Raw genomic sequence first — 11914 nt, forward strand, 5'->3', positions numbered from 1 at the left:
CCCCGGGCTCGCTTCGCTCGCCGAGGGTGAGGGCGCGCGAAGAGGAAAAACTATGGGTTTAAAGAAAATGAGGAGCGGGACCACGTTGATCCGGTCGGAGGACTGAGATATTCGGTGGCCCTAAAAATGGGGAGCACCCCCCTTTGAACCGCTTGTTCTTCCTGCCTGGAAGCGCGCGCGAAGTCGGCACTCAAGGCCTTGGGCGTTGAGGAGGAAAAGAGGTAGCGTGCCGCCTGCTGCCTCCTTCCAGGAGGGATACATGGCGCCGGCGGTTGCGCGCGTACCATCCCTCGTACTCGGCAAGCGCTTCCTCGAGAGGGAGGAAACGGGGCGCTTGCCGGATGGCACGTTTAGGGGCGAGCGCGAGTATAATGAAAGCGCCGCGCGTCACGCCCCGGTAGCTCAGCTGGATAGAGCGGCGGTTTCCTAATTTTATAGAACTTATTTTTAGTGCGCTTTTTGCGTCTCGAAGGCCTGCGGAAGGCGCAGAAAACATGGACTTTAGGACAAACTAGGACAAGGCTTACGTTTCCGTCGGGTCGGGCAAGAGACACATGGTGAAACGTTTCCGGGCCGCACGGGTTCTGCCGCTCAGGCGTCCCTTCCAGGGTTCAGGGGAGCTTCGGACCTTCAAACGCTCTTCGTGCACGGCCTTCGCCGGCACTTCCGAAGGTCCGCCTTACGGCTTGCCTTCGACCCGATAAAGGCGGCGAAGTCCGTGGAGGACAGCCTGCCGGGAGATCGTTGTCAAACCCAGGGCCTTCAGGTCCACTTCCTCCTTCACGATTTGTTCAAGGAAGGATGGCATGTCCTCGACGATGCGGAGGGGTGGCTTCACGTCGGTATCGGGAGCGATGACCTGGAAGAGACGGAAGATGTCGTTCTTATGCTTCCGGATCGACCGACTGTCGATTTCTTCGCCGGCTGCCGCGCGGGCGCGCAGGTCCATCCAGGCTTTTGCCTTAAGCGGCACGAGGTGCACGGCATCGACGACCGGAAGTTCGTGGATCACCCGCCTCCCGTCTTGAATCCAGGCGTAATAATCCGCGTCAAGGAGGATCGCCGAGAGGCTGGAAATTTCCTCATCGATCGGGATCGGCGTCCGCCGGCCGGCCGGTTCGATGGGGAGGGCGTCAGGAGCCCGCGAGAAGAGCTCCACCATGGCCGGATAGGCGTCGTTCGCGGGCTTCTGGAAGCGGTAGAGCCTGGGTTTCCCGCGGGTCCCTTCCTGGAGGCGGTACCCTCCGGATTTAACGAACGTCCAGAACTTCCGTCCAAACTCCGCGTCGAGGGCTTCGACGAGGAGAACGATATCGAGATCCTTCGTGGCGCGGAAAGGCAGGCCCGCTTCCTCCATGAGGAGGACGCACGCCGTTCCGCCGATGATCACGTATCGATCGGAGAGGCCCGTGAAGTGCTTCCGAAAGAGGTCGAGCCCCCTTACCGCCATGGGACCTTCCTCATCATCTGATCGAGCGCGGCCTGGACGCGCTCGTCCGGGTTGTCCCTGAGAGAGAGGTACAGGGACAAAGGATCGACCCGGCCGTCTCCGGCAAAGAGATTGGGATCGTAGTTCCAGATCTCGACCATCCGTCCGTCGGGATCGTCCGGCATGGCTTCGACGAACCGGTCACCGTGGTGCAACGCCTTCCAGCCCTTGCGGTCGAGGGCGATCGTGATGAGGTCGGGCTCGGCCAACAAGGAACACTGCGCCAAGGCGCTCAATCCGGCCAGCGGACCGCGGATTCTGCGTCCCGGCATCTGGCGAATCGTGGAACGATTTCGGACGGGGGTTCGAAGGAACGGAGCCGCCTTTTTCCAGACCTCGGGTCCGGGCAAGGTCAGTCGAAGGCGACGTTCGCGGCCCCGGCCGGTGGCGTTCGATTCCCCGATGCCCGCGGCTTCCAGTTCGTCGAGAGCCAGGCTCATGGCCATCGCCGAATAGCCGAGTTTCGCGGCCAGCGCGGTGGGGCTCAGATCCTCATCGCCCCGAAGAAGGGCGTGAATCAATACCGCTTGGGAGGAGGGCCGAAAGACGCTGGGCTTCGGCCGGGAACCTCGGAAATGTTCCCGAAAGTCGAGCCCCACCATGGGCAAATACATCTGGTTGCCCGGTACGACGAAGGGGACCTTCTGATCGACCAGTCGCCGGCGGTTGCAGGGCGTGATGTGTCGGCGGACATAGATGACCGGCCCTTCCCAGCGGGCCTGCACCTGCTCGACGTGCTTGCGGATCGTGGCGGGGGTTTCTTCATGGCTTTCTCGGTCGGCCAGGAACAGGCACGAGCGGCCGAGGAGGTGGGCTTTGAAGAAGCGGTATCGCTCGCGAAGGAAGGGGGCGAGGTGTCGTTCCTCCTTCCAAGGGGTCAGGACGGGGGTATCGCCGAGGGTTTCCTTGAAGTAGGCTTCGAGGTCGCCGGCAAGAGGGGTCATGGATATAAATCTCGATATGAAGTATAAACTTATGATCTATATACTTCAATATCAAGTTTATTCTCGCCGGCGCAGGCGCTTCTCGCGTGCGCGGCGGGTGGGGATGTGCGGGATGCGTCCCAGGCCGTCACCGGCCGGGAGGAGGCGGGGCCGCAAGAAGATCGCTTTCGCCGAACCGCCGGATCAGGCCGCTCCGGCGGGCGGGGATTCCGCCTTCCCCTCCAGCCATTCGAGAAGCCCCGGAGTGGGCACGATGTAGGTCACCCGCTCCAGACCTCCGCCGATCTTGCGGCCCTGAAGGATCCCGCCGTGGATCATCCCGCGCACCGCCGCCGGAGAGATGCCGAGAAGCCGGGCTACTTCGGGAACGGTAAGGGCCAGGCGGCCCCGCAGAACCTCCCGGGCGTCCAACCGCGCCGGCGCGATCGGCCGCTCTTCCGGGATGAACCGGCCGCGCCCGTTCGAGCGCTCGGTCCCGCGACGGATCCCTTTCACGTCCAGATCGTTCATATGGACCTCCCGTAGAGAATCGGAGCCGCGAGAAAGGCGGGACGGATCGGCCCGCCCCCGGATCGAGGGGGACGGGCGGACCCGTCCCGGTCCGGGCTCAAGGCCCGACCGGGAGGGGAAGAAGAGAGGACTTCAGACGGCCGTGTCCCGGATCCAGGAGCGGCGGAGACGGGGCTTCCGACAATAGTCGGCCGCCCGCTCGATCCACTCGAGAAGCGCCTCCGCGCGCCGGCGGGGCGTCATCCGGTTCCAGCCGCCGATCCGCGCCTCGCCGAAGGCGTGCGCCTGGAGCCACTTGACCGCCATGACGGCGCCCTTGGGACCCAGCGACAGGTACAGCCCCCGGGGAGAGGCCAGAAGCTCGGCCAGATCCGCCACGACCCGCTCAGGCCACCTTCCCGGGAGGGCCGCCGGCCGATCCTTCAGCTCGGTGGACTCCACCACGTTCCTCCTTTCGCACATACGGAGACTTCGCCGGCGCGAACCGCGGCTCCCCGCCGCTCAGCCCGCCGGCCTCGTTGACCGCCCGCAGAGCGGAAGCGATCGCCCGGATCTCCGGAGCGTCCTGGGGGACGCCCGAGACGGCCAGGGCCAGCCCCGCCCGCACCAGATGCCAGTTGGCGGCCTGATAGGCGCTCCGGCGTCCCTGCCGGGGCGGACCCTGGGCCGCACTGCTCGGGGAAGAACTCATGGGACTCCTTTCTCACGAATTGACCAGAGCCAGGGCCCGGCTCCAGGCCCGCTCCTTGAGCGCCGCGCCGGAGCCGAAAAGCGCCGAGGCGAAGCGACGCTCCGCCAACGCCGCGCCGCCCGCCCGGCGCGCGGGACGCTCGTGGTCCACGTACTCGGCCACGGCGTTCACCGCCGCCCAGAGCGTTCCACGCACCCCGGGAAGGGCGTTGCCCCTCCCCGACTCGAAAAGCCCGACGAGCGACTCCCGCGTCGCGATCGCCCGGGAAGGATCCCCTTCCGCGGGGTCGGGGACCAGATCCTTGAAGTAACCTGCCAGCGCTTCGGGCGTCAGGCTCCGCCGGGCGAACGCCCGCGCCTGAGCGGCGAAGTCGTCGAAGTACTTGCGCGAAAGACCCAGGAGCTTGCGGGCTTCCTTGGCCTTCTCGAGAACATCCCCCACGTGGCGGATCGAAACGCCCGTCCGCCCCGCCTTCTCGAGCGCCGCCAGAAGCGTGTTCCGGCAGACGACCCGGATGGGCGTGAAAAGCGCCCGGAGGGGACTCCCGCCGTCGTGGCTGTTGGTCAGAAGCAGATACCGGCCGACCGGATCGTTGTGCGTCACCCACACGTCCTCCGGCAGACGCGCCAGAAGCCAGATCCGCCGGCCCCGGTCGAGCGACCCGGCCGTCACATACATCGCCTCGCCCGCCCCGACGAGCGCGTCGAAGAAGGCGAACGCCTGGGCGTTCTGGACCGGCCGGTAGCGCCCTCCCACCACGCCGAGCGGCTCCGTGCGGTCGGTCCGAACGACCGCCTGCACGCGGGGGATCTGCACCCCCGCCGTCTCGACCGGCCGGAGCTCCACCTCCCAGTCCAGACCCGCCGCCCGGATCGCCTCGGCCGCGGTGGCCGGACGCTCCAGAGCGACGCCGATCCCGTGCCAGGGAACCTCACCGACGTACATCATGCTTTCCACATTCGCAGGCATGTCCGAAAACCTCCTGCCGATGAAACTCATTCACCACCCGACGAGGATGAGGAGAGCCGGACGGACGGGCGGCCGGCGAAGGCCGCCCGTCGCGGTCCCGAGGCTCCCGACCCCTCTCTCGCAGGACCCGGCTTAGCGCTGGGCGCGCGGCGGCGCGGAAGCGGGAGCTTCGGCGGCCGGCTCGGCTTCCTCCGAGGGTTCGCCTTTCGGCTCGCCTCCGAGGAAACTCACCTGCTGGGCGACCACGCGGAGCTTCGAGCGCTTGAGGCCCGTCTCCTCGTCCTGCCAGTGATCCTGGACCAAGCGGCCCGAGACGAGAACGGCGCGCCCCTTCGTCAGAAACTCCGCCACGGCCTCGGCCTGGCGGTTCCAGACGGTCACGTCCACGAAGGCCGTCTCTTCGACCTTCGAGCCGTCCTCCTTGACGTAGCGGTGGTTGACCGCCACGGTGAGGTGGGCGACGGCTTTGCCCTGGGCCGTGTACCGCAGCTCCGGATCCCGCGCCAGGCGGCCGACCAGGACGACGTGGTTGAAGTTCGTCATCCGAAAGCCTCCACACGGAAAGGCGCCCCGCGGCCACGCGGGGAACGCCGACACGCGAAAACCCCGTGGCCGGGGTGACGAAAACGAACGGAAGATCAGAGCGCCGATCGGGGGGCCCGGACGCGCTTCGGGCTCCGGGCCTCCAGGAGAAGCACCGCGGGCCGCACTCCGGCCGCCCGCAGCTCGTCGAGAACGGAAAGGATTCCGGCCGCCAGATCCTCGCGCGACCGGTCGGCCCGGAATCGCACGACCAGGACGAGGCCGTCCTTCGGCCACGAAAGACGCGCAGGATCGATCCCGTCGGCGTCGCGGGCCACGACGATCGTGCCGGGGCAAGGACCGGAGACGGAATCGAGATCCACCGCTTCCACGCCCGCCTTGCGGAGATCCTCCGCCACGAGGTAGGGAAGGGCGGGATGGACCAGACTTCGCGCCGGACGGAGCATCGGAGTCAGTCCTGCCATTTCTCGCAGGCCCCCCGGTAGGGGCAGGTGGGACAGGCGAACGACCGGTCGTTGGGGACGAAGACGCCGCTCCGGATCGCCCGATCGAGGACCTGGACCTTGCGGACGAAGCGCCGCAGGTCGCGGTCGGTCCGCTGGACCACGTGCCTTTCGATCGCGGGCCGGGCGGTCTTGAGGAGAATCTCGTAGCGGAAAAACTCGGGGGTCTCTCCCAGCGCGAACCGGGCGGCCAGGAGGTAGGCGGTCGCCTGATCGTCCTTGCGGATCCGATCCGGCGACCAGCGGCTCGAAGCCGTCTTCCAGTCGACGATCGCCAAGCGGCCTGCGCGGGTTCGGACCAGGCGGTCGAACTCACCGGCGAGCGGCCGGGGGAGCGCTTCCCCGCGGTCGTCGAGAAGCGGCACCACGAAGCGGCGGGGGAGATCGAGCGGGACCTCGTCCGGAAGGAGGCGTTCGGCGTAGAGGCCGAGCATCCGCGCTCCCCGGGCGTAGAGATCCTCGATCGACTCCCCGCGGGTCGAAACGACCGGAAGGCCGCCGGGGGCGTAGGCTTCCTCGAGACGCGAGCGCAGGACCTCGCAGGCGGCCTCCACGCGGGGAGCGCGGCCCTTGACGAGGTCCGCGTCGATCGCCAGAAGCGCGGCGTTGACGGCGCTTCCGAAGACGAGGGCGGAGCTTACGCGTTCCGGAGCCAGGCGGTCGAGATAACGAAAGCGGTACTGCAGGCCGCAGACGTCGGCGTACGTCGCCAGAGCCGTGTACGAATGGTAGCGCACGCCTTCGCCCGCATCCGGGAAAGCGAGATCGTCGGAGGGGTACATGAAGGATGTTCCTGGAAAGGCGCCCGCCCGGTCGTCTCGGGCGGGCATGAAACGAAATGCCGGCCCGGACGACTCGGGACGGGACGCCAAGAGGGGGAAAGGGACTTCAGGCGACTCGGTGTTCCGCCAGGGCCTTTCGCACGTGAAGCTCGACCCGGGCGAACTCGTCGGCCGTCAGGGTGTAGGGGTCTTTGTCCCCCAGACCGGGCAGAGACCGCACGAGATCCGCGTAGGCCTTCCAGTCGGCCACGAGGCCGGCGCGGCGCGCCTCGTTGAAGAGGGCGCCCACCGCCTGGGAGAGCGGCCGCGGAGGCCGGGACGAAGGACGCGCTTCGCGGGGCGAAGGCTCCGAAGCGGACGGGGCGTCTCCGGACGGCGGAAGGCCTCCGGAGAGCCGGCCCGAGAGAAGGTACTCCTCGATCGCCTTGACGGTCGGAGCGATCCGCTCGAGGGAAAGGCCTTTGGCGGAAAGCTCGATCGCCCGGTCGATCGAAACGGAGCGGGCGATCTGGACGCGTTCCTGGCGTTTGAGCTCGAGCTCTTCGGGAGAGATCCGTCGCGGGAAAGCCGCTCCCGGCGGGGAGCCTCCTCCGGGCCCAGCCGCGGGGGGCGTGCCGCCGGCGGGTTTCTCTCCGATCGAGACGACCTTCTTGACGAACTGCCCTTTGTCGGTCCGATCCACCAGGACCGTGACCGTCCGACCGAGCGCATCCTCCGAGAGGCGGTCTCCCTGGAACCACTTGGAGTAGGTCAGGGGGACGCCGCCCAGGAGAATCCCTTTCTCGGTCGCCCGGTCGAGAACGCCTTGGCGCTCTTCGAGAGGCATGGGCGAATCCTCGCACGCGCGCCTCCGCGTCCCCGGAGGCGCCTTCCACAAACAGCCTCCGGGACGGGAGGACGACACGCGCGGTGAAGGTCCGGCGCCGTTCAGGCGGCCGGAGGGACATCCGGATCCCACGGGCGGATCCGAAGGAGCGCGGCGATCTCGGATTCGGACCTTTCGAATCCTTCGCCGCGCAGAAGCACCAGACGGTTGGGCGAAAGCGCCGTCCGGCGGCTGTTGACGCGCCGGCGGGCCTGGCGCCAGGAGATCTTCGGGACGGGGGCGACTTCGTCCCCCGTCCGCAGACCGGTCGCTTCCGAAGCGCGCAGGACTCTCCAGCGGTGCTCGGAGACGACCTCGAAGCGCGCTTCGTGGGCGCCGTTGAAGAGACGGAACGTCCTTGGGGAATCCACGTCGATCCTCCTTGCTCCCGGGCGGGAGCGGCTGGAATGAAACTTCCGGCCGCTCTTCCCACCTCGGGAGGCGGCCGGTTCGAAGGAACCGAATCGCCCCCTCGAGGGGGGTCGGCGAGCAGGGAAGAAGTCGCGAGGCGGGACGTCGAGGCTACGCGGCCCCGAGGGGCGCGCGGCCGGCCTCGAGCGCTTCGGCGGCGAGGAACGCTTCCACGAGCTTGCGCTTGCGGTCGCGGATCCGCGCCTCTTCGGCGCCCAGGGCGGCCAGGGCCTCTTCGACGACGAGGCGCACCAGGCGGGGGACAAGGACGATCGCCTGCCCGGGGTGAAGGCGCACGCCGGCCTCCTCGAAGAGGTGCCGCACGTAGGCCTCTCCCACGGGAAGCGCCTGACCCCCGTGGCGCAGGGACAGAAACCCCTGAGGTTCGACGACGAGCACGAACGTGCCGGGGCCGAGGTCCTTCGAGTGCCGGAGCTGGAAAAGGCATGCGAGGGTCTGGCGCAGGCTCTGGATTGCGGCTTCCGCGATCCTGGAGTCCCGGCCCCCGGCGCGGGCCTCGGCGACCCGGCGCCGGGCTTCGAGGAGTTGCCCGGCGAGCTTCGAGACGATCCCTTCGACGGCCATAATCCTCCTTCCGCAAACGGGAAACGAAACCACGCAACGCGGGCCGCCGCCGCCCTCCGAACGGGAGGGGAGACGGAGCCCGATCGACACAAGCCGCGCCGTGTCCGAGACGCGGCCGAACGAGGGAAACGAAAACTTTCTTCTTTCTCGCGGCCCGATTTTCAGAGAGCGAAGGATTTCGAAGCGCGCCGCGTCAGGCGGCGCGCGAAGCTTTTCGGGCGCGGCCGGGCGCCCGGGGGATTCGGGAGCGCCGTTCGACCTCGAGGTGGGCTTCGAGGAAGACGTCGTCGTCTCCCGGAAGCTCGCCGGAGGGGTCGTCCTCGGGTTCGCGCTCGAGGTCGTGGGGGGAAAGTCGCGTGCCTTCCGGTCCCTCGGCGGCCGCCTCCGTCCAGGAGAAGGGTTCGGCCTTGCGGAGGATGTCTCCGGCGGCGAAGGCGTTCGAAAGGATCACGCGGCAGCGGGTGCGGCCGAGGGGACGGGCCACGACGAAGGTCCCGTCGGCGTCGAGGAGTTCGAAGGCGTCGTCAGGCGGCATGGCGCTTCTCCCGGGCGTTCTCGGGGATGCGGGGGAGCCGGAGGTGGAGCTTTTCGGCCATGGCGTGGATGCGGCGGCGCAGGGCGAGAATCTCCCCGACGAGCGCCTCTTTTTCGTCCATGAACTCCTGGAAGGTGACGCGGCCGCGGGCGGCGGCGCGGGGGCCGTCGCGGAGGCACTGGTGGAGGATCCGGGCGCCGCGCAGGAGCGACCGCACTTCCTCGAAGCGGCCGAGCGCGGGGTAGACGGTCGGCCGGTCCCAGTCGGAGAGGCCGGAGAGGAACTCCGCCGCGGGGCGGGGGAGGAGTCCCCGGTATTCGACGAGCGCGAAATCGGCGGCGGCCGGGGCGGGAGGCGCGTCCAGGGGGGTGGGCATCGAAGGATCTCCTTAAAAGAGGGATGCGGGGCTTGCAGGAACCCAGAGGCTCCCCGGCGGGGGATGCCGGCGGGGAGGCTCTCGATTCCACGCGGCGTGCGTGCACGTCAAAGGCGGCGGGAGCGCGTCCACGAGGGATCTTTGCGGAACCGTTCGAGCCCGCGGGCGAGCGCGTTGAGGAAGCGCACGAACTCCGGGGGGCGGTACGAGCGGGCCAGAAGCGCGATGAAGTTGAGGATCCGGGCCGCTTCGGCCAGGAGCTTGCCGGCGAATCGTTCGGGAAGAAGAAGTCCCTCATCGTCGTCGTGCGGCGTCTGCATATCCCCGAGTCCTTTCCGAAGCGCCGTTCCCGTGCGGACCGGGCAGGCAAGGGCGCCGCCGGAAGCCCGGGCCGGCCGATCGCGGCGACCCTGGATCCCCCGCCGGCGCCTGCGGGGCGCCCCCACCTTCCCCCGGGGGGGAGGGGGGAAGATGGGGGCGGGGTCGCCGCGATCCGTGGGAGAGGCGCTTTCCGGGACGTGGGGAAAGGCCACTTCGGATCGTCGCCTCATCCGAGGGGTCGGACGAAGCGGGTCAGGATGTCAAAGAGCAGAATCGGGCGGCTATGCCGGCGCGGTCGGTTGGGCGTCGGCGGGAGCCGGAATTTTCCGGGTGTACGGGCGGCGGCCGGAGGGATCGAGGGGGACACCGGCGATTTCGAAGAGCTGCAGGAGTGCCTCGCGGACCGCGTGGATCGAGTCGTGGAGCTTGCGGTAGGCCTCGTCCACCTGGGTGCCGGTGATTTCCTTGGCGCGGATGCGGGCGATCATTTTGGGGGGGCAGAGCTCGATCGCCCGGCGGGCCAGGGGCAGGGTGGCGGCCAGTTCGGCTTCCTCGTCGGTCTGGATGTGGAAGGCGCGGATGCGGGGCCAGTCGCGTTCGGGGACGTTCTCGAGCAGGCGACGGAGGCCGGGCGGGAGCTTGTCCCAGCGGTTCGAGGGCGCGTTTTCAGGCGGGTTCATCGGTGTGTCCTCCGATGTAAGGGAGCGTGGCCCGGGCGACGAGATAGGTACCGATTCGCAGGATCCGTTGGCCGACGGCGGGAGGGAGGGAGCTTGAGCAGGAGGTCCTCTCGAGGCCCGCCCGCGCCAGGCACAGGGAGACGAGGAGCGGCGGGACGGCCAGGAGGTGTCCTCCGTGGTAAAGGAGGCCCCGGCGGAGGGTGAAGGGCCGCTCCGGGGCGGGGGTTCTGGCGGGGGTCTTGCGTTTCGCCATTCCTTCGAGGTCTCCACCCTGCGTAGTTGGCCCGGCGCGGGACCTTTCAGGGAAAATGGCGGGAGATTCGTTTTTATGGCGCGTGCTCTTGGGCCCCTTCGAGCCGCAGGAGGAGCTTGGGCGGGGGGTTGGATTCGGGCCGTCAGTGGATTCCTGTCGCTCGGTCGGCTCTCAGAGCGCTCCCGGCCGCGAAGGGGGGCTCGTGGGGTGCGCCCCATTCTGAGCCTCATCGACACGGCGGAAATCAACGGGGTTAACGCCTTCCCGTACCTAGTGGAGCTCCTGTGCCACGCCAGACAGATGGCCGAGAACGCCGAGGCCTGGATGCCCTGGAAGTACCGTTAGGCGCTGACGGCGGCTTCATCGCCGTAGGGGCTCAAGACGTGCGCGGTGTCGCGAAGAATTCCGCGCGACGCACGCCTGCCGAAAGCTCACCGTCAGCGGGCTCGACAGTGTTTTCCCGCTTCCGGGCCGCGCCCGGTTTATTTCGGCAGGTCGGCTTACGTTGCTAAGGGCGGCCTCTTGCGGGCCGGCGCTCCGCTCGCCGACCCTTGACTCCGGTGGGCGCTCTCCTTGGCCTCGCCCGCTCGACGCAGGCGCCCCGTTACCCCTCGTTCCCATCATGCATGCTCCTTCCTTGGCCCTACTCTGTCCTGTCTTCTCCAGTGTCCAAGGAAATCGGGTGCACTATACTTCCGCCCAATCGCGGGCTACCTGGCGCACTTCTGCGGATCGACCTTGCAGGACTGCGCCGATCTGGCTATGAGATACCGAAGGTAAGACGCGTCAGCATGAACTTGGGAGTGCCGGGGGGTGGGTACGAATTACATTTCCCGTATTCCATCCCTCCAGAATTCATCGAGGTTATCCACCGATGAACCTTGAAGAGTGTCGTGCAACGATGGATGCATGCCGGCAAGCGGCGGATCGAGAGGCACAATTGTTGAAAGATTCACAGCGGGCCTTGGAGAGACTCGACGCTTTCTACGGCCAGCTCGATGAGAGCGAACGTCAGCTTGCCGACCAGGTTATTTCAGACTGGACATTATCCGAGGATCCCAAGGTTCGGTTCGATGCCCTGCATCTGATATCTGAATTCCAGATTGCCGACGCGCTACCAGCATTGCGAAAGCTCGCTGAGAGGCTGGCAGCAAGTGATGCGGTAAGTGCGCCCTACGAATTGCGAAAGGTGAATTGCATTATCGGGGGGCTCGAGGGATCTTCTTCCCCCAAGTAGTTCCTTATGCTTCTTCGGGCCTTCACCGCGAGATGAAAACGTGGGTGGGCCGTTTTCGCAGACGGATCCTCTGCGGTTCAACCGGCCGTTCGAGTCATATCTCTACGCCGGCAATGCGCCGCTGACGCGCACGGACCCGTGGGGCGATCGCTGGAAGGTGGCGCCGGGTCCGGCGGCCGCCGCCATGGTTTCGGATCTGGAAAAGTACACCGGTCGGCGC

General features: G+C 67.5%; 20 protein-coding genes. 3 read left to right on the forward strand and 17 right to left on the reverse strand.

Going from position 1 to position 11914, the window contains the following annotated elements; all coding sequences use genetic code 11:
- Positions 1 to 679 precede the first annotated feature (679 nt).
- The 17 genes from VNO22_18680 to VNO22_18760 form a co-directional block, all read right to left on the reverse strand.
- Positions 680 to 1450 (reverse strand): hypothetical protein, encoded by a 771-nt coding sequence (locus VNO22_18680; protein HXG63404.1) that lies wholly within the window; start codon positions 1448 to 1450, stop codon positions 680 to 682.
- Complete coding sequence (locus tag VNO22_18685) at positions 1441 to 2433, reverse strand: hypothetical protein (protein ID HXG63405.1); 993 nt, start codon at positions 2431 to 2433, stop codon at positions 1441 to 1443. Before VNO22_18685 ends, VNO22_18680 begins: the two co-directional genes overlap by 10 nt.
- Positions 2434 to 2616: 183 nt before the next feature.
- Positions 2617 to 2943 (reverse strand): helix-turn-helix domain-containing protein, encoded by a 327-nt coding sequence (locus tag VNO22_18690; GenBank protein ID HXG63406.1) that lies wholly within the window; start codon positions 2941 to 2943, stop codon positions 2617 to 2619.
- A gap of 132 nt (positions 2944 to 3075) precedes the next feature.
- On the reverse strand, positions 3076 to 3387 hold the full coding sequence (locus tag VNO22_18695) for a hypothetical protein (GenBank protein HXG63407.1): 312 nt from the start codon (positions 3385 to 3387) through the stop codon (positions 3076 to 3078).
- On the reverse strand, positions 3329 to 3634 hold the full coding sequence (locus VNO22_18700; GenBank protein ID HXG63408.1) for a hypothetical protein: 306 nt from the start codon (positions 3632 to 3634) through the stop codon (positions 3329 to 3331). Before VNO22_18700 ends, VNO22_18695 begins: the two co-directional genes overlap by 59 nt.
- Before the next feature lie 12 nt (positions 3635 to 3646).
- Positions 3647 to 4582, reverse strand: a complete 936-nt coding sequence (locus VNO22_18705; GenBank protein HXG63409.1) for a DUF932 domain-containing protein — start codon at positions 4580 to 4582, stop codon at positions 3647 to 3649.
- A gap of 153 nt (positions 4583 to 4735) precedes the next feature.
- Positions 4736 to 5146 carry a single-stranded DNA-binding protein gene (gene ssb, locus VNO22_18710; GenBank protein ID HXG63410.1) on the reverse strand — a complete coding sequence of 137 codons (411 nt, stop codon included), beginning with the start codon at positions 5144 to 5146 and terminating at the stop codon, positions 4736 to 4738.
- 95 nt (positions 5147 to 5241) lie between these two features.
- Entirely contained in the window at positions 5242 to 5592 is a 351-nt protein-coding gene (locus tag VNO22_18715; protein HXG63411.1) for a hypothetical protein, read from the reverse strand.
- Positions 5593 to 5597: 5 nt separating this feature from the next.
- A complete protein-coding gene (locus VNO22_18720; GenBank protein ID HXG63412.1) occupies positions 5598 to 6431 on the reverse strand; it encodes a PD-(D/E)XK nuclease family protein in 834 nt (277 codons plus the stop codon).
- Between the two features lie 106 nt (positions 6432 to 6537).
- On the reverse strand, positions 6538 to 7257 hold the full coding sequence (locus VNO22_18725) for a hypothetical protein (protein HXG63413.1): 720 nt from the start codon (positions 7255 to 7257) through the stop codon (positions 6538 to 6540).
- Between the two features lie 101 nt (positions 7258 to 7358).
- The gene (locus tag VNO22_18730; protein ID HXG63414.1) at positions 7359 to 7667 is read right to left on the reverse strand and encodes a hypothetical protein; all 309 of its coding nucleotides are present in this window, start codon (positions 7665 to 7667) and stop codon (positions 7359 to 7361) included.
- A gap of 151 nt (positions 7668 to 7818) precedes the next feature.
- Positions 7819 to 8292: a hypothetical protein gene (locus tag VNO22_18735; protein HXG63415.1), complete on the reverse strand. Its 474-nt coding sequence runs from the start codon at positions 8290 to 8292 to the stop codon at positions 7819 to 7821.
- Positions 8293 to 8485: 193 nt separating this feature from the next.
- The gene (locus VNO22_18740; GenBank protein ID HXG63416.1) at positions 8486 to 8827 is read right to left on the reverse strand and encodes a hypothetical protein; all 342 of its coding nucleotides are present in this window, start codon (positions 8825 to 8827) and stop codon (positions 8486 to 8488) included.
- A complete protein-coding gene (locus VNO22_18745) occupies positions 8817 to 9203 on the reverse strand; it encodes a hypothetical protein (GenBank protein ID HXG63417.1) in 387 nt (128 codons plus the stop codon). The genes VNO22_18740 and VNO22_18745 overlap by 11 nt, the downstream gene beginning before the upstream one ends.
- A 107-nt stretch (positions 9204 to 9310) precedes the next feature.
- A complete protein-coding gene (locus tag VNO22_18750; protein HXG63418.1) occupies positions 9311 to 9523 on the reverse strand; it encodes a hypothetical protein in 213 nt (70 codons plus the stop codon).
- A 282-nt stretch (positions 9524 to 9805) separates the two neighbouring features.
- On the reverse strand, positions 9806 to 10204 hold the full coding sequence (locus tag VNO22_18755) for a hypothetical protein (GenBank protein ID HXG63419.1): 399 nt from the start codon (positions 10202 to 10204) through the stop codon (positions 9806 to 9808).
- Complete coding sequence (locus VNO22_18760) at positions 10191 to 10457, reverse strand: hypothetical protein (GenBank protein HXG63420.1); 267 nt, start codon at positions 10455 to 10457, stop codon at positions 10191 to 10193. The genes VNO22_18755 and VNO22_18760 overlap by 14 nt, the downstream gene beginning before the upstream one ends.
- Before the next feature lie 207 nt (positions 10458 to 10664).
- Between VNO22_18760 and VNO22_18765 the strand changes: the two genes are divergently transcribed.
- From VNO22_18765 to VNO22_18775, 3 genes are all read left to right on the forward strand, one after another.
- A complete protein-coding gene (locus VNO22_18765; GenBank protein HXG63421.1) occupies positions 10665 to 10802 on the forward strand; it encodes a hypothetical protein in 138 nt (45 codons plus the stop codon).
- Between the two features lie 529 nt (positions 10803 to 11331).
- On the forward strand, positions 11332 to 11694 hold the full coding sequence (locus VNO22_18770) for a hypothetical protein (GenBank protein HXG63422.1): 363 nt from the start codon (positions 11332 to 11334) through the stop codon (positions 11692 to 11694).
- Positions 11695 to 11734: 40 nt separating this feature from the next.
- Positions 11735 to 11914, forward strand: a 180-nt coding sequence (locus VNO22_18775) for a hypothetical protein (GenBank protein ID HXG63423.1), incomplete at its 3' end; no start/stop codon positions are given.

The organism is Planctomycetota bacterium, assembly GCA_035574235.1.
In the GTDB taxonomy this organism is placed as follows: Bacteria; Planctomycetota; MHYJ01; order MHYJ01; family JACPRB01; genus DATLZA01.